The organism is Mucilaginibacter sp. (assembly GCF_028288105.1).
In the GTDB taxonomy this organism is placed as follows: domain Bacteria; phylum Bacteroidota; class Bacteroidia; order Sphingobacteriales; family Sphingobacteriaceae; genus Mucilaginibacter.
This window is the reverse complement of sequence record NZ_JAQBOI010000297.1, coordinates 1-17,635: the sequence shown is the minus strand read 5'-3', so window position 1 is coordinate 17,635 and position 17,635 is coordinate 1. Positions and strand designations below refer to the sequence as shown.

Genomic DNA, 17,635 nt, shown 5'->3' with positions numbered 1-17,635 from the left:
CCACCGCAAAGCGATGTTGGCTAACATGGCGTCTTCGCTTATTCAACACAAGCGTATTACAACAACTTTGGCAAAAGCAAAAGCCCTGCGCGGTTATGTTGAGCCACTTTTAACTAAATCAAAAAACGATACTACTCACTCTCGTCGTACAGTGTTTAGCTATTTACAAGACAAAGACACTGTGAACACCTTGTTCCGTGAAATTGCTGAGAAAATTGCTAATCGCCCGGGTGGTTACACACGTATTGTTAAATTAGAAAACCGTTTAGGCGATAACGCTGAAATGGCGATCATTGAATTAGTTGATTACAATACCGTTTACGGTAAAGATGTTGATGCTAAAGCTGAGAAAAAATCAACACGTCGTCGTGGTGGTGCTTCTAAAGCTAAAGCTGCTGCACCTGTAGCTGAAGAAACTGTAGCTGAGGCTCCGGTTGCTGAAGCAGCACCTGCTGTAGAAGAAACTCCTGCAACTGAAGCTCCTGCAGCTGATGACAAGGAAGAAAATGCTGAAAAAGGCGTATAATTAGCCTTAATCATACAGGAAACGGCTTCGATTTATCGAAGCCGTTTTTGTTTTATAACGATTTTGGATAAAATCGCTGTGGTATTTTATTTCTCTCCGGACAGTTTAAAATTACTATACCACAGGTGTAAATTCTGCGAACATATTACCTGTTTCACTCAAAGTATTTAATGGAACATAGGTACAAACAGCATCAAACTCCGCCCACATTTGGTGTACTGCTTTGTTTTGGTGCGCCTGCTGTATGGCTTCTGCCGATAACCATTCAAAGATCTCTATAATAGTACCGTTGCTGGTTTCTAATGTTATCGGTTGCCTATCGGTTACCAGGCCTTCCTGCTGTAAACGGGTAACGTGTGTATTTACCAATTCCTTCAATTGATCTGCCTTGCCCGGTTTGGGTTGATAGGCCACAATTACAATTCTGCCCATGATCTTATTTAATTAATTTATTAAATTTTAAAACCCATACATATTTATTGAGTTAAGATAAGTATAAAACGTAACTATGGCAAAGGTAGCAGACCAAATGGTTGAGATGTTGGTGAACGCGGGTATTAAAAGAATATATGCCGTAACCGGTGATAGTTTGAACGAGGTAAATGATGCTGTAAGGCGCGAGGGTAGCATCAAATGGATCCATGTTAGGCATGAAGAGGCTGGTGCTTACGCCGCAGGTGCAGAGGCGCAGCTTACGGGTAGTTTGGCCTGCTGTGCAGGTAGCAGTGGCCCGGGGCATGTACACCTTATCAACGGCTTGTATGATGCCCACCGTTCGGGCGCTCCGGTTATCGCCATAGCATCTACCGTTGCCAGCTTTGAATATGGTACCGAATATTTCCAGGAAACCAATACTATAAAATTGTTTGATGATTGCAGCTATTACAACCAGGTAGCCACAACACCCAAACAGTTTCCACGGATGTTGCAGGCTGGTATACAAGCGGCATTACACCGTAAGGGTGTTTCGGTTATTGGCGTACCGGGAGACCTGACCAGTATGGATTCGGAAGAGATAACCACATCCACCCAAAACTTTGACCCTATAGCAGTAACAAGGCCATCTGATGAAGATTTAAATAAGCTGGCAGGTTTACTAAATCAGCATAAAAAAACCACCATGTTTTGTGGTATAGGGGCCGCCGATGCACACGATGAAGTAGTTGCCTTATCGCAAAAACTTAATGCGCCGGTGGCCTATTCTTTCCGCTCTAAAATGGATATCCAGTATGCCAACCCTAACGAAGTAGGTATGACAGGTTTGTTAGGCCTACCATCGGCTTATCACAGCATGCACGAATCTGATCTGCTGTTACTATTAGGGACGGATTTCCCGTACACGCCGTTTATGCCTACTGATTGTAAGATTGTGCAGGTAGATATTAAGCCGGAACGCATTGGCCGCCGTGCTAAGGTTGACGTTGGTTTAAGCGGATCGGTCAAAGATACTTTGGCGGCATTGCTGCCACAAATTGATCAGCATGAAGATGACAGCTTTTTAAAAGCCCAATTAGAGTTTTATGGTCATGTTAAAAAGAACATGAAGACCTATGTAGATGATACAGGTAAAAAGGAGAACATCCACCCTGAGTATATTGCCAGCCTGATTGATGAATTAGCCGCTAACGATGCTATATTTACGGTGGATACGGGCATGTCATGTGTTTGGGGCTCGCGCTATATTAATGCTACAGGCAAGCGTAAAATGATCGGGTCGTTCAATCATGGTTCAATGGCTAATGCTATGCCGCAGGCTATAGGCGCTGCTTTGGCAATGCCGGGCAGGCAAGTAATTGCTTTGTGTGGCGATGGTGGCATATCCATGTTGTTAGGCGATCTGGCAACTATAACACAATACAACCTGCCTATAAAGATTATTGTGTTTAACAACCGATCGTTAGGGATGGTGAAGCTGGAGATGGAAGTGGCCGGCCTGCCTGATTGGCAAACCGAAATGCACAATCCCGATTTTGCCATGGTAGCAAAAGCAATGGGCATAAAAGGTATTACTATTAAAGACCCCGACGAAGCTAAACAAGGTTTAATAGAAGCTTTAATTTATAAAGGCCCGGCCCTAATTAATATATTTACCGACCCAAATGCTTTGGCTATGCCGCCAAAGGTTGAAGTAGGGCAGGTGAAAGGTATGGCTTTATCTATGACCAAACTAATGTTGAACGGCCGCATGGACGAAGTTATAGATACCCTAAAATCTAATTATAAACATTTAAAAGACCTGATATAACCAACATGAATAAACGGCGACAGCGAATTATGCTGTTTGTATTAACCCTTATCACAGCAGGATTTATAGTGCTTACCCTCCTGGTACACTTATTCCCCATATCGGCTATCGACCTGAAATTTTCTGAAGAGATACAGGAGCATCAAAATCCATTTATTGATAAGTTGATGTATTTAATAAGCTGCCCCGGGTTTATGCCCGAGTCGGTGATATTGGTTATAGTAACCAGTTTACTGTTTTTTTTGTTCAAATATAAAAAAGCGGCTTTGTTTGTGCTTTTAACAAGCGCTGCCGGGTTGATAAGTACAATAATAAAAATGTTGGTTAACCGGCCCCGGCCATCAAAAGATCTTGTTCGTATCTTGCATGACACCACCCAGCAAAGTTTCCCGAGCGGGCATATGTTATTTTATGTGGTGTTCTTTGGGTTTTTGATCTTGTTGATGTTCCAATTAGAAAATGTTCCCAAAATAGTTAGGTACATGGTGGGGCTTATAAGTGCCTTCTTCATCTTTACCATCCCTTTTTCGCGCATATATTTAGGTGCACATTGGTTTACCGATGTGCTGGGTGGTTTTTTATTAGGCTTACCTTCTCTATATCTTTTATCGTGGTTGTATTTACGTAAACGCGCGGGTAAAGAAGAAGCGCCCGTTGCAGAAACCAAATAAGCTTGCACCCGCATTCGGCTAAAGCCATTTTGATCCTTATGTTATCCGCCCCATAAATGGGACGGCAATGAATTTGCTTTCATTGCCGTTGGCTTTAGCCAACGGATTAATAAAGGTAGTTTATTGCTTTAGCCACATTCGGAATTTTTATTCGATATAAATTTTCAGTAATTTCAGATCATAAAAACCTGAATGTTACCATTATGACTGTAAGTTTATCCACCAAACAGCGGGTGCAATCTATCGATATATTACGCGGCGTTATTATGCTGATAATGGCGATAGACCACACACGTGAATATTTTCATATTGGCGCCATAACCAGCGACCCAACAAACCTGGCAAATACAACACCCCTGTTATTTTTCACCCGCTGGATAACCCATTTCTGCGCCCCTACGTTTGTTTTTTTAAGTGGCCTTTCGGCTTACCTGGCAGGTACAAGGCGTACCAAAAAGGAGTTGAGCGGCTTTCTTATTAAGCGTGGATTATGGCTCATATTTGTTGAACTGGCTATTATTACACTGGCATTAACGCTTAACCCCTTATATAATGGCTTTGCTTTACAGGTAATTTGGGCTATAGGTGTCAGCATGGTTATACTTGGTTTATTAGTATGGCTGCCTTTACCGGTTATTGGGGCCATTGGCCTTATCATCATTGTTGGGCACGATTGGCTCAATACCATTAAACTTGCCCCAAATGGTACGGAAGATGTGCTGATGAAAATATTTTTCACCGCCCGGGGCACCGTATTTTTCCTGGACAAAACCCACATCGTGTTTGCCCTGTATGCCGTAATCCCCTGGACCGGTATGATGCTTTTGGGTTACGCTTTTGGTAGTTTATATCAAACTAAATATAAACCGATAAACAGAAAGGTTTTGTTAATATACGCATCGGCATTATTGTTCCTGGTGTTTTTAGGTTTAAGGCTTGTTAATGCTTACGGTGACCCTGCGCCGTGGTCGGCACAAAAAAATGGGATTTTCAACCTTATGTCATTCCTTAATGTGAGTAAGTATCCACCTTCGCTGCTTTACAGCAGCCTTACACTATCGGTAACATTGCTGGTATTGGCTTTAACAGAAAAATCAGCAGGGAAACTGGCCGGCTTTTTTAAAGTGTATGGCAGCGTGCCCTTCTTTTATTATGTGCTGCATTTTTACCTGATAAGGGCGTTAACTATCGTAGTGTTCTTTTTGCAAGGCTTTAAAACCTCGCAGATAGTTACGCCAAACAATCCATTCCTGTTTACCCCGCCTGGCTTTGGGTTTAGCATAGGTTGGGTGTATATAATATGGCTGGCCATTATACTTTCACTTTACTACCCATGCCGGTGGTTTTCTAATTACAAGAAAACACATAAGCAATGGTGGTTAAGCTATTTGTAAGATTTACGGTTTAATGTACTGCTGAATAATTTGCTGTAGCTGACCGGCCTGCATTACGCCGCTTTGTCGCCATTTGCTTTCCCCGTTTTGGAAAACCATTAAGGTAGGCACACTTTGCACGCGGTAAGCACTGGCAGCAGCCGGGTTTTTGTCGATATCTATTTTAATGATGGTGACCTTATCACCCAGGGCATCTTTAACCTGTTTTAATATCGGCGGCATCATTTTACAAGGCCCGCACCACTCCGCCGAAAAATCAACCAATACAGGTTTTTCTGATGCTATGATATCCTGAAAGTTTGCCATGAGTTATCTCCTTTTAATATTAACTATAAATATGAGAATACGTTTTTAGGAATTGATCATTTGTATGCCACGTTTTGGTATCGTACCTACGGCACGCGGGGATGTGCATATGATTTCGCTACAAAGCGGTTGTCCCTACGGGACATACTATGCAAAGCGGCCTATCATTGCCGTTGACTTTAGTCAACGGAATATGGCATAGAAAGGTGTTGGCTTTAGCCACAGCCCGCAGTTCGGCTAAAGCCGAATGATGTAATTAATTATCCGTCCCATAAATGGGACGGCAATGAAAAATAGGTTCATTATGCCCCATCGGGGCTACAGCGTGGTTGTCCCTACGGGACATACTATGCAAAGCGGCCTATCATTGCCGTTGACTTTAGTCAACGGAATATGGCATAGAAAGGTGTTGGCTTTAGCCACAGCCCGCAGTTCGGCTAAAGCCAGATAATGTAATAATTATCCGCCCCATAAATGGCGGCAATGATAGGCAGGTGCATAATGCCCCCATCGGGGCTACCGCTTTGTAGAAAAGATAAAAAATGTTTTGCTCCGTAGGAGCTACCCCTTTACAACAAAATTTTAATGCAAAACCTTCTTTCGCTCGGGTACAAGAATATTACTATCCTCCAGCCAATCTGCCAAACGTTGCGGCCAGTTATTTATAGATTTTAGCTTGCGATTGGTGCCCATGTTAAAGGCATGATCGCCCTTAGCATACATATGCATTTCTACAGGTACTTTGGCATCGCGGTAACGCTGTAAAAGCTGAATAAGCGGTAACGAACAGCAGGCATCGTCATTAGCGGCCACCAAAAATGCGGGTGGTGCATCAGACGGGATACTTTCCGGCACATAACCCGGGCCGGGGTATACCTGTACAATAAAATTAGGTTTGGCATTGGCGCGATCTATCGGGTCGTCGGCTTTTTGGTCACCTTTCCATCCGCTAAAAGCAACCATATCCACCACCTCGCCACCTGCCGAAAACCCCATCATACCTATCCGGTTGGTATCAATAGCAAATTCTGCCGCATGGCTGCGAACCCAACGCATGGCACGATAACCATCCTGTTTAGCATGTATATCAATTTTATATGGCGATAAGGTATCCCTGCCTAAACGGTACTTTAATATAAATACTGTTACACCTAAACTATTGTAAAACTTAGCGGGCTCCACGCCTTCAGCATTAAAAACCAGCAAGCGGTGCCCGCCACCGGGGCAAATAACCACCGCGCTGCCATTGGCTTTATCAGCAGGGGGGCGGTAAACGGTTAGGGATGGGTTATGAATATTTTTTACCCAGTAATCTTTAGCCTGCTCTGGCTCATTCCGGCGATCTTCAAACCCCGGCGCGCCTTTTGGCCACAGGGGGATAACCGTTTGTGCATGTGCCGCAGAGCAAAGCATCAGCATAAATAAAACTTTGCAGAATGATACCGGGTTTCTCATTATGCAATTTAGACTATTTACTCATAAAACGCTTCCACCATTCAGAATTATATGGGCCGTTCATTTCGGTTGGTTTACCGGGTTCGGGCATAAATAGCTTGATGTTTTTTTCTTTAGCGAATTTCACCAACTTCTCTGCGGGCTCGAACCAGGCATGCGGTGCCAGGCTAAATGTACCCCAGTGTAATGGCATCATAATGTTTCCCTTAAGGGCAAGGTGGGCGTTTGTAGCATTATCAGGCCCCATGTGTATATCAGGCCAGTGTTTGCCATAAGCGCCAATCTCCAACATAGTTAAATCAAACGGACCAAAGGTTTCACCGATCTGTGTAAAACCTGGGAACCAACCAGAATCGGCACCGAAAAATATATTGTGCTGAGGGCCTTTTATTACAAATGCCGCCCAAAGTGTTTCATTACGATTAATAATACCACGACCCGAAAAATGCCTTGAAGGCGTTGCTGTGATATTGCAATTATCTATCATTACGCTATCGCCCCAGTCAACTTCGTGGATGTAGTTTTTAAGGATGCCCCATTCTTCCAGATAATTGCATACACCCATAGGGGTAATAAAGGGGATTGGCTTATCTGCGAAAAATTTGATGGTAGCTTTATCCAGATGGTCGTAATGGTCATGCGAGATTATAACGGCGTCCAACTCCGGCAGATCTGCTAACGCGATGGGTGGCTGGAAAAATCTTTTAGGGCCAAATGATTGAGAAAAGGAAACACGCTGGCTCCAAACCGGGTCGGTTAAAATACGGATGCCATCAATTTCAATCAGCAAGCTGGAATGGCCAACCCAGGTTATGCGCAAGCCATTTGATGGGGGTGTTTGATAAATTGAAGTATCTGTTTTAAACGGGCCTAACGTGATTTTGGGGATATTCTCGGCTTTGTTATTCATGTACTCCCTTAAAATAGGGATCATCTTTCCAAAACCGGCCTCTTCAGTAGGTATGGGGTTTAGAAATTTTCGTCCTTTCTTTTTTGCTCCGGATAAACTCATAAGCAAGTATAAAGCTTGTACCGCTATTTTTGTTGTAACGATGGTAAAGATTGCTTACAGATGGCTTGCACTATTCCCTATTTCTTAAAAAACCTATAGCGGCATCGCAAAAGGCCAAAAGTTGATCCGGCAAATTTGGCAACTGGTAAGGATGGCTTGCGTTAAAGGTATGGTCGGCACCCGGTATAACCAAAAAATCGGCATTAGGCTGTGCCTCATGCAATTGCTCTGCGTGGCTTAGGGGTACACTGGTATCCGCATCGCCATGTATAATAAGCCAGGGTTGTTTTATTTCTGATGCTTTAAACGGGATATCTAACCTTACAGCGTTAAGATCCAGATCGAGCAGCAGCGATGATTTATACGGCATGTTTTGCCCCGTGCGCGAATTTTTAAGATACATTACGCCCTGCAAGCGCCATTGTTTTTCGGCTTCTTTAGGCCAAAGGTTATGAAAATTAGATATAGCCGCCATGGTAACCAATTTTTTAATGCGCTTATCCTCAGCTGTTTTTACGATGCCGATACCACCACCCAAGCTATGGCCTATCAGGTAAACGCTGTTTACCCGGGGGATGGCCGATCCGCCGCAGGCAAAATCAATAACTAATTGAAGATCTTCCAGCTCGAAAGAAAAAGTATTGTCGCTGAAGGCGATGAGGTCGGTAAATTCTGTAGGATTATCTGCAGTAGTGCCGTTGTGCGAAAAGTTAAACTTTAGAAAGCGAAAACCATTTTCGGCAAAGTGCTGTGCAACCAGGTTATGCGCGCCCCAATCTTTAAACCCACGAATGCCATGGGCGAAGATCACCAGCGGTGCATAAGGATGTAAAGTGTCGTAGGTAATATCGGCTGTCATGCCGCGCCCTTTTGCGCCGGGGATGGTATAATGTTGCTTAACGATCATAATTAAAAGGTCACTTCTGTCTCGGTAATATCAGTTGCTTTCACAACTAAAGTATTTGCCCATAGGTCGCCAAGTCTTTGATGCTTTGGCGTTTTTGAAATGCAGATCAAAGCAGGTATCCCATACATAAAAATATCGATAGGGTCTAAAAGGCGCCTTTTTAATATCGATGATAACGATGGCTTATCTCCCTTCTCGGTTATCACTTTTAGTTTTACGATATCGTGCCCGGGAGTTGCCTGCGAACTTGATTCGATTACTACAAAATATATAAACCATACAATAACTATAGGTAAAACCATTACGCCTGTAACCGTTGCTTTTCCTGGTTCAGGGTTTTCATCAAAGGCATATAGATATATTGTATAAAAAATAAAATATATACCATAGTCTATTAATGTGGCTATTATTCTAAGTTTAAGATATGGTTTAGGGTCAACAGTGTAGAATTTCATTCATGCGCAATTTCCTACGCAATGTATGAAATGCTATTATATTTTCTTCCCATTAAATGTAATACCATACAAATCCGTTCGCCTGTCTTTTAAATTTTGTACGCTGCCATACTCATGCAGGGCGCCTAAAACAGATAGGTCTACATCAGCAATCACTATCATTTCGCTGTTTGGTGTAGCTTCGGATTGGATGCCATTTGTAGGGAACCCAAAATCTGAAGGCGTAAACACAGCCGATTGCGCGTAAGAGATGCCCATATTATTTACATTAGGCAAGTTACCCACGCAACCGGCAATAGCCACATAACACTCATTTTCTACTGCACGGGCCTGGGCGCAAAATTTAACCCGGTTATATCCATTTTGTGTATCAGTTAAGAAGGGTACAAAAAGAATCTGCATATCCTGACTGGCCAGTATGCGCGATAGTTCGGGGAATTCGACATCGTAACAAATAAGGATACCTATTTTACCCGCATCGGTGTCAAAAGCAATAACTTCATCTCCGCCGCGCATCCCCCAGGAACTGATCTCTGCAGGAGTAGGGTGTATCTTTGTTGTTTCCTCCATACTGCCATTACGCCTAAACAGGTAAGATACATTATACAGTGAGTCATCTTCTATTTTTGGCATACTGCCGGCAATAATGTTTACATTATAAGATACCGCCAGCTTTGAAAATTCTTCCACAATGGGCTGTGTATATTTAGCTAACTCGCGCATGGCTTTCGCTGAGTCCAAGTGGTTATAATCGGCCATTAGCGGGGTGTTAAACAACTCGGGGAACAATATAAAATCAGACTGATAATCACTTACCGCATCAACAAAATATTCGGCATGCTTCATCAATTCGCTTATATTGCTGTAAGGCCTCATTTGCCATTGCACAAGGCCAATGCGTACAACGGTTTTATTATTTATTACCGTGGTAGGTTCTTCGTAATAAACATTGTTCCACTCAATAAGGGTAGCAAAGCCCTTAGATCGGTTATCCTCGGGTAAGTAGTTGCGCAATATTTTGCGCACATGAAAATCATTTGCTAATTGAAACGATAGAGTAGGGTCGTAAATTTCCTTGTACTTTACCTTATCTATATATTGTTTTGGTGTAAGGTCATTCTGGAATTTTTGATAATTGGGTATCCTGCCGCCTGCTATTATGCTCTTCAGGTTAAGGTTTTCGCAGAGCGATTTACGCGCTTCGTAAAGCCTGCGGGCAAGGCGTAAACCCCGATATTTTGGGTGTACAAAAATATCTATGCCGTAAAGCACATCGCCTTTATCAGTATGGGTTTTAAAAGTGCTATCGCCCGTTATTTGTTTGTAGGTATGAGTATCGCCAAATTTGTCGTAATCAACAATTATGGAAAGAGCGCAACCAACTACTACGTTATTAACTGTAACACATATTTGTCCTTCAGGAAATAATTTGATTAACTTTTTAATAGATGCGGCATCCCAATAGTCCTCATCCATATCAAGGTAAGCCGATTTCATTGACTTTTTAAGTTCCTGATAATCCTGAACATCCAGGTTACGCATTTCAATACTTTGCAGATCCATTTTTCTGTAACCCGCATTTGCGTATAATGTTTGGTTTATGTTTTGGAATGATATACCTCCACAATCTACTCACCCCAACTGCGCTACGCTGGTCGCCCCCCTCTGCCGCGAAGAGAGGGATGTCGAGCGAAGCAACGACAGGTGAGTTAAATTAGCCGTTAATGTGTTTTATTTTCGATGCTACCAAGCCCAAAGAATCAGCATTGGTTGCAAAAGGAATCTTATCCAGGCAATGGTTGGCGTAACGGTTAGGCTGCCCAATTTAATAGGTGCATCAATTATCATGGTAATATACACAGGTAAGAAAGCAATTAATATAAGTATTATCCATGTGAAGCAACCTTACGGTTTTTTGGCCGTATCAGCATTAACGCGAACAGGACCTCGAATAACCCGGCCAGTATATTTAATACAATCGGAAAGGGCAAGTAAGCCGGAATAATGTAATAGTATGATTGAGGGTTATAAAAGTGGTTAGTACCGGCTACTAAATATCCAGCCATTAAAATTACAAGACTGATTTTTTTAACATTTGCATTTTTTGTGCCATAACCATTTTTAAAAACGATAATATCACAAAATAGGATGGATAATTTTAATAATGTCATTTAATTTATAATCATTCTAAATGCGCCTGTTTGACATATCCTTGACATTGGATCCTCTTGGGTGTGTTACTTTTGTTGGGTCAAAATATAAACTGCTTTGAAGTATTTAAAAGTTATTGCTTTTACACATAAACAGATCGAGCTGAAGGAATTGGGACGATTGGTGCTATGCCAGGAAAATCTGACCGAAAAGCTTCATGAAGTCAAAGCACGTTTTGGCGTAGACGAGATTTTTTATCTTGCCACTTGTAACCGTGTCGAATTTGTTATGTCGACATCACAAATCGTTGACAAGGCATTTGCACACCAGTTTCTGGAAACAGTAGGAATGAGCCTATGCGCGCACTCTACCAGTACCTTTGTAGAGGCTGCTGCTATTTACGAAGGCCAGGAAGCAATGAATCATTTGTTGCGCACCTCTTGCTCATTAGAGAGCCTTATAGTTGGTGAGAAAGAAATTTTAGCCCAGCTACGCAAAGCTTATGAAGATTGCAGGGAAGCAGGCCTAACCGGCGATTGCTTACGTGTAGTAATGAACTGTGTTGTAAAAACAGCTAAAGAGGTTTATACGCATACCAATATTTCAAAGAACCCTATTTCGGTTGTATCATTAGCCTACCGTAAACTAAAGGATCTGAAGTTGTGTTCAAACGCCCGTGTATTGATCATTGGTGCAGGCGAAACTAACCGCAACATTTCTAAATATCTGCAAAAACATAAGTTCTCTAATTTCTCGGTGTTTAACCGTACGCTTTCTAAAGCACAGCAATTAGCTACTGATTTGGGTGGCGAAGCTTTTGAGTTGGACGAACTAAAGAACTACAACAAAGGGTTTGATGCCATTATCACCTGTACATCTGCGGTTGAGCCTATCATCACCGCCGAAATTTATACCTCACTGCTAAACGGTGAAACCGACAAGAAAACTATTGTCGATCTGGCTATACCAAACGATACCGCCCCTGAAGTGCTTGAACGTTTTGATGTGAACTTTATTGAAGTACACAGCCTTAACGAAATTGCTAAAAAGAACCTGCAGGAACGCTATCAGGAACTGGTACATGCCGAAGCCATTATTGAGCAAAATATTGCTGAGTTTTTGGTAATGCTGAAACAACGCAAAATTGAACTGGCTATGCGCCAGGTGCCCGAGAAGATCAAAGAGATTCGTAACAACGCGGTGAACACCGTTTTTGCCGAAGAGGTGCAAAGCCTTGATAAAGAATCGCGCGAGATACTGGAAAAGGTGATTAACTACATGGAGAAAAAATATATCAGCGTTCCCATGATTATGGCGAAGGATATATTGATCAATAATAATTAAGATTCTTTAAAGGATGCTGCCGCGAGTTTAGCGTAGCGTAACTCGTGGTGTAGCACAAGGTAAGCTTTCAGCTTACCACACTAAATCAACAACAAAACATCTATTAAGCCTTTCCCATCAGCATAATCACGTGCGCTGCTGTATAGATAATGCTCGGGCTCATCTACCCATCCCGCGGTTACGGGATTGTTATGTATATAATCCAATTTTTGGTCAATAACACTGTTACTCCATAGTTCAATAGGATGATTCCCCTGCTGCCAAAACTGGTATTGTTCATTATTAGGATTCTGCTTTCCTTCCCGCTCAAAAAACCATAATAGCCAATCGCGCCTGCTTTCCTGTACATTCTCGCTAATCGCTTTTATAAGCATTTTAGAAGTATGCCTTTTAATATCCCTCAAAATATCCTGCATGGGCTGTTTACTTGTGCCTATTATCAAATGGACATGATTACTCATAATTACCCATGCATATAATTCAAGGCCTTTGTTTTGGATGCAATACTTAATACTGTCAACCAGTATATCTTTATATTCCCTGCGGGTAAATACATCTATCCATCTTATTACAGAAAATGTTACGAAATAAGGCCGTTCCTGGTCATGGAATTTATAATTACTGCTCACGGTGTTAAATTAATAAATTGTAGCTAAAGCTGAAAGCTTTAGCCATGCCGTGTCACGAGTTACGCTACGCTAAACTCGCGACAGCACAGTTAATTATCTTTCACTCCGTCAGCCCACAATCATATACTTAATTAATACTATATTACTGTGCATAAAAATTTAAATTTGTGCTGTAAAAATTTACCCCCTTGGACAGAACAATAATAATAGGAACGCGTGGCAGCGAATTAGCTTTATGGCAAGCCAACTTTGTAAAAGATAGCCTGGCCGCAATAAACATTACCGCCGAACTTAAAATTATAAAAACACAGGGCGACCGTATCCTTAACCTCAGCTTTGATAAGCTGGAAGGTAAAGGGTTTTTTACTAAAGAATTAGAAGAAGAATTATTGGCAGGTACTATAGATCTGGCTGTGCATTCGCACAAGGACCTGCCAACTGAAAACCCTCCGGGACTCATCATCGCAGCAGTTTCAGAGCGGGAAGACCCGGCTGAACTGTTGTTGATCTTGAAAGACTGTGTTGATGTACGCCAAAAACTATCCGTAAAATATGGCGGTATGGTAGGTACATCATCAAACAGGCGCAAGGCACAGTTATTGGCCATACGCCCCGACCTGGAGATAGAAGAGCTGCGCGGTAATGTACCTACCCGTATAAATAAACTGCGCGACGAAAACTACGACGCCATTATGCTGGCCAAGGCCGGTGTTAGCCGTTTAGGTATCGACCTGAGCGAGTTTCATGTAGAAGAACTAACACCAACTGAATTTATACCCGCACCCGCACAAGGTGTGTTGGCTATACAGATCCGCGAAAGTAACACCGATTTGTTTGAAGCTTTACAGGCACTGCACCATCCCGAAGTTGCCGAAGATTTAGCTTTAGAACGTGGTGTGCTAAAAATGTTTGGTGGTGGTTGCCACTTGCCACTTGGCGTTTATTGCCGCCGGGACGATGGCAAATTTCAGGTGTTTACTTCAAAGGCCGAGGCTGGCGATGAATTCCCCGACAGGTTCTTTATTGAAAGCGACACCCTTGATGGTGTTGCAGCCAAAATTGTAGCCCGCTTTGCAAAGGGCCGGAAATTCCCTTCAAAAGTGTTTATTTCGAGGGATATCTCGGCAACAAGTTATTTCCGCAAGGCACTGGAGAAACACAAGATAGAGATCGAAGCACGTTCGTTGATCCGCACGGTGCCGGTTATTACCAAGTTTGATTCCTACATCTTAAAAAATATCGACTGGGTGTTTTTTACCAGTAAAAATGCTGTTGAGTACTTCTTTAAATTGGGCCCCCAATTTCCCAAAAAAATAAAATTTGGGGTGATGGGTAGCGGATCTGAAGATATGCTGCGCCGCAACGGTCACTTTGCCAATTATGTTGGCGAAAGCAATGATACCGCCGAAGTAGCCGAGGATTTTGCTGCGTTGGCAAACGGTACAGTAATACTGTTCCCCGGTGCGGATAGCCCAATGAGAAGTATCCAACAAGGCCTTTCTGCCGAAACAAAAATAATTGACCTGCCGGTTTACGAAACCGTACTGGAAGAAGAAGTAGAACCAAGCGGCGCCGATGTTCTGGTGTTTACCAGTCCATCAAACGTGGAAGCTTACTTTGCCGATAACCTGCTGGAACCCGGACAAAAGGTGATAGCCATTGGCAAATCAACCGGTAAAAAGTTCGACGAAATGGGTGTAAAGTATACCCTCCCTTTCTCTCCCGACGAAGTTGGATTAGCAGAGGCAGTGTTTGGAATATAAGCCCCCTAACCCCCTGAAGGGGGAACTCTAGTGGGCTATTAATAAATAAGATCTTCAAAAATTCCCCCTTTAGGGGGTTAGGGGGCAAATATGTTACAACGACCAAGAAGAAACAGGAAAAGCGAAGTTATCCGCCAGATGGTACAGGAAACACATGTTAGCGCGGCTAACCTGATATTCCCGCTGTTTATTGTGGATGGAGAAAATCAAAAAACCGAGGTAGCATCTATGCCGGGTATCTTTCGATACTCCATAGATAATTTGCTGCGCGAAGTGGAAAGCTGTATGAAGCTTGGCCTTCACTCGTTTGATCTGTTCCCTAATATCGAAGAAACACTAAAAGATAAATACGCTACCGAAAGCTACCGCGACGAAAGCCTTTACCTGCGTGCCATCCGTGCCGTAAAAAAAGAATTTCCGGAAGCTTGTGTAATAACCGACGTAGCTATGGACCCATACAGCAGTGATGGTCATGACGGCGTAGTAGAAAATGGCGAGATCCTGAACGATGAAACCCTGGAGATATTAGGTAAAATGGCTTTAGCCCATGCCCGCAGCGGTGCCGATATCATTGCCCCATCAGATATGATGGATGGTCGTGTGGGGTATATCAGAAACGTGTTGGACGACAATGGATTTACCAACGTATCTATCATGTCGTACTCGGCAAAATATGCGAGTGCTTTTTATGGTCCGTTTAGGGATGCTTTGAACTCCGCACCAAAGTTTGGCGATAAAAAAACCTACCAGATGAACCCTGCCAACCAGCGCGAAGCTCTGATTGAAGCTAACCTGGATGAATTGGAAGGGGCAGACTTCCTGATGGTGAAACCTGCCCTGCCTTACCTGGATATTATAAAACTAATAAAAGATAATACCGAATTACCGGTTGCTGCCTACAATGTAAGCGGCGAATATGCCATGATAAAGGCCGCCATACAAAACGGCTGGCTAAACGAGCAACGTGCCATTACCGAGGTGCTTACCAGCATCCGCCGGGCAGGCGCCAGCGCGATATTAACCTATCACGCTAAGGAAGTGTTGTTGAATAAGTGGTTGTAGATATAAATTAATATGTCATTGCGAGGAGCATAGCGACGCGGCAATCTCGTCGAATGCTAAGCAGCAATGCAAAGTCTGGAGATTGCTTCGTAATGACGCGTGGAGAAGAAGCCTCACCTAAATCCTCTCCAAAGGAGAGGACTTAAGGAAGCTGATCAGAACCCTCTCCTTTGGAGAGGGCAGGGTGAGGCCTTCGTACTTCGCAATGGCATGGTTTAAAAGAGAAGAATGAGTATACCTGATATAAGCAGAGCGAAATCTGCAGAACTGTACGAAAAAGCGAAAACCTATTTCCCGGGTGGGGTAAACTCACCGGTTAGGGCATTTAAATCTGTTTACGGCACCCCGCTTTTTATTGAAAAAGGTGATGGCAGCCATATATGGGATGCCGATGGCAACGAATTTATAGATTTTTGCTGCTCATGGGGTCCGCTTATCTTAGGGCACAATAACGCCGCGGTTCGTAATAAGGTAACCGAAGTAATGCAGAAAGGCATGTCGTTTGGTGCTCCTACAGCGTTAGAGAACGAACTGGCCGAGCTTATCCTGGGTAACAACAAGTTCATCGAAAAAATACGTTTTGTAAGTTCGGGTACAGAAGCGGTTATGTCGGCCATTAGGTTGGCAAGGGGTTATACTAAACGCGATAAAATATTAAAGTTTGAAGGCTGCTACCATGGTCATTCAGATAGCCTTTTAGTTAAGGCAGGTTCTGGCTTGGTTACCTTCGGAGAAACCTCATCTGCGGGCGTACCAAAGGCTTTTGCCGATGAAACGATAGTTGTATCGCTGGATGATAAAAAAGCCTTGCAAGAGGCCTTTGAAGAGTTTAAGGGGCAAATTGCAGCGGTTATCATTGAGCCGGTTCCTGCAAATAATGGCCTGCTATTACAAACATCCGATTATTTAAATTACCTGCGTCAGATCTGTACCGAAAATGGCACTATGTTGATCTTTGATGAAGTAATATCAGGTTTCCGTGTGGGATTTGAGGGGGCTGCAGCTTACTACGGTATACAACCGGATATTATTACTTATGGTAAAATTATAGGCGGCGGTTTGCCTGTTGGCGCTTATGGTGCATCGGCAGAGGTGATGGATCATATATCGCCGGTTGGTTCCGTTTATCAGGCAGGTACATTATCAGGTAACCCGGTTGCTATGGCAGCAGGTATCGCGCAGCTAAGCGAGTTGCTAAAACCCGGTTTTTACGAAGATTTACATGCAAAAACTGCTGGTTTTGTAAAGGATATACAAGATTTTGTAGCCAAACGCAGTTATAACTTAAAAGTGTTTACTATCGGTTCTATATTTTGGTTTGCTTTTACCGATAAGGACAGCATAACAACAGCCGAAGAAATTGACCCGGCAAGCATGCTTAAATTTAAAGAAATGCACCGCGAACTGATAAACAGAGGCATTTATTTAGGCCCATCCGGTTACGAAGTTGGTTTTATATCGGCTGCCCACACATCGGCTGATTTAGAAACAACAAAAACAGCTATATTTGATAGTCTGGACATCGTATTTAAATAGTTGGCGGTTTCCGGTTAGCAGTTTGCACCATGCATGCTGCCAACTGTAAACTTCCAACTGCAAACTTGAAGTAATTATGAAAAAATCGCTTGTTATATTTTATGCCATTATCATTTACGCCGTTGCGGAACTGGTGTGGTGGGGATATATGCTGGTTCATCTAAATCCCAGCCGTAAGG

At 42.9% G+C, this 17,635-nt stretch carries 17 protein-coding genes; 8 read left to right on the top strand and 9 right to left on the bottom strand.

The annotated features are described in order from the left end of the window. Positions 1–526, top strand: a 526-nt coding sequence (rplQ, locus tag JWQ85_RS19565) for a 50S ribosomal protein L17 (protein ID WP_299470980.1), incomplete at its 5' end; no start/stop codon positions are given. 114 nt (positions 527–640) lie between these two features. On the opposite strand, the gene JWQ85_RS19560 is transcribed toward rplQ, so the two are convergent. After that, on the bottom strand, positions 641–958 hold the full coding sequence (locus tag JWQ85_RS19560; protein WP_299470978.1) for a hypothetical protein: 318 nt from the start codon (positions 956–958) through the stop codon (positions 641–643). A gap of 76 nt (positions 959–1,034) precedes the next feature. Between JWQ85_RS19560 and JWQ85_RS19555 the strand changes: the two genes are divergently transcribed. The 3 genes from JWQ85_RS19555 to JWQ85_RS19545 all read left to right on the top strand — a co-directional run bounded on the left by JWQ85_RS19555 (position 1,035) and on the right by JWQ85_RS19545 (position 4,836). Further along, positions 1,035–2,771 carry a thiamine pyrophosphate-dependent enzyme gene (locus JWQ85_RS19555; RefSeq protein ID WP_299470976.1) on the top strand — a complete coding sequence of 579 codons (1,737 nt, stop codon included), beginning with the start codon at positions 1,035–1,037 and terminating at the stop codon, positions 2,769–2,771. 29 nt (positions 2,772–2,800) lie between these two features. Continuing rightward, entirely contained in the window at positions 2,801–3,442 is a 642-nt protein-coding gene (locus JWQ85_RS19550) for a phosphatase PAP2 family protein (protein ID WP_299470974.1), read from the top strand. A 203-nt stretch (positions 3,443–3,645) separates the two neighbouring features. Then, positions 3,646–4,836, top strand: coding sequence for a heparan-alpha-glucosaminide N-acetyltransferase domain-containing protein (locus tag JWQ85_RS19545; protein ID WP_299470972.1), 1,191 nt, complete (start codon positions 3,646–3,648; stop codon positions 4,834–4,836). A 3-nt stretch (positions 4,837–4,839) separates the two neighbouring features. On the opposite strand, the gene trxA is transcribed toward JWQ85_RS19545, so the two are convergent. From trxA to JWQ85_RS19510, 7 genes are all read right to left on the bottom strand, one after another. Next, positions 4,840–5,142 carry a thioredoxin gene (trxA, locus tag JWQ85_RS19540; RefSeq protein ID WP_299470970.1) on the bottom strand — a complete coding sequence of 101 codons (303 nt, stop codon included), beginning with the start codon at positions 5,140–5,142 and terminating at the stop codon, positions 4,840–4,842. 582 nt (positions 5,143–5,724) lie between these two features. Next, positions 5,725–6,597, bottom strand: a complete 873-nt coding sequence (locus tag JWQ85_RS19535) for an alpha/beta hydrolase (protein WP_299470968.1) — start codon at positions 6,595–6,597, stop codon at positions 5,725–5,727. A 13-nt stretch (positions 6,598–6,610) separates the two neighbouring features. Continuing rightward, entirely contained in the window at positions 6,611–7,609 is a 999-nt protein-coding gene (locus JWQ85_RS19530) for an MBL fold metallo-hydrolase (protein WP_299470966.1), read from the bottom strand. A gap of 70 nt (positions 7,610–7,679) precedes the next feature. Beyond that, the gene (locus JWQ85_RS19525) at positions 7,680–8,516 is read right to left on the bottom strand and encodes an alpha/beta fold hydrolase (protein WP_299470964.1); all 837 of its coding nucleotides are present in this window, start codon (positions 8,514–8,516) and stop codon (positions 7,680–7,682) included. 2 nt (positions 8,517–8,518) lie between these two features. Then, positions 8,519–8,971, bottom strand: coding sequence for an RDD family protein (locus tag JWQ85_RS19520; RefSeq protein WP_299470962.1), 453 nt, complete (start codon positions 8,969–8,971; stop codon positions 8,519–8,521). A 36-nt stretch (positions 8,972–9,007) separates the two neighbouring features. Continuing rightward, positions 9,008–10,534, bottom strand: coding sequence for a bifunctional GNAT family N-acetyltransferase/carbon-nitrogen hydrolase family protein (locus JWQ85_RS19515; protein ID WP_299470960.1), 1,527 nt, complete (start codon positions 10,532–10,534; stop codon positions 9,008–9,010). 323 nt (positions 10,535–10,857) lie between these two features. After that, a complete protein-coding gene (locus JWQ85_RS19510) occupies positions 10,858–11,037 on the bottom strand; it encodes a hypothetical protein (RefSeq protein WP_299470958.1) in 180 nt (59 codons plus the stop codon). Between the two features lie 202 nt (positions 11,038–11,239). On the opposite strand from JWQ85_RS19510, the gene hemA reads away from it, so the two are divergent. After that, positions 11,240–12,466, top strand: coding sequence for a glutamyl-tRNA reductase (hemA, locus tag JWQ85_RS19505; protein WP_299470956.1), 1,227 nt, complete (start codon positions 11,240–11,242; stop codon positions 12,464–12,466). 80 nt (positions 12,467–12,546) lie between these two features. Here the strand turns inward: hemA and JWQ85_RS19500 are convergent, their stop codons facing one another. Next, positions 12,547–13,095 carry a transposase gene (locus JWQ85_RS19500; protein ID WP_299470954.1) on the bottom strand — a complete coding sequence of 183 codons (549 nt, stop codon included), beginning with the start codon at positions 13,093–13,095 and terminating at the stop codon, positions 12,547–12,549. A gap of 188 nt (positions 13,096–13,283) precedes the next feature. Between JWQ85_RS19500 and hemC the strand changes: the two genes are divergently transcribed. From hemC to hemL, 3 genes are all read left to right on the top strand, one after another. After that, positions 13,284–14,858: a hydroxymethylbilane synthase gene (gene hemC / locus JWQ85_RS19495; RefSeq protein WP_299470952.1), complete on the top strand. Its 1,575-nt coding sequence runs from the start codon at positions 13,284–13,286 to the stop codon at positions 14,856–14,858. 90 nt (positions 14,859–14,948) lie between these two features. Next, entirely contained in the window at positions 14,949–15,920 is a 972-nt protein-coding gene (hemB, locus tag JWQ85_RS19490; protein WP_299470950.1) for a porphobilinogen synthase, read from the top strand. A gap of 228 nt (positions 15,921–16,148) precedes the next feature. Further along, entirely contained in the window at positions 16,149–17,456 is a 1,308-nt protein-coding gene (hemL, locus tag JWQ85_RS19485) for a glutamate-1-semialdehyde 2,1-aminomutase (protein ID WP_299470947.1), read from the top strand. Positions 17,457–17,635: the final 179 nt, after the last annotated feature.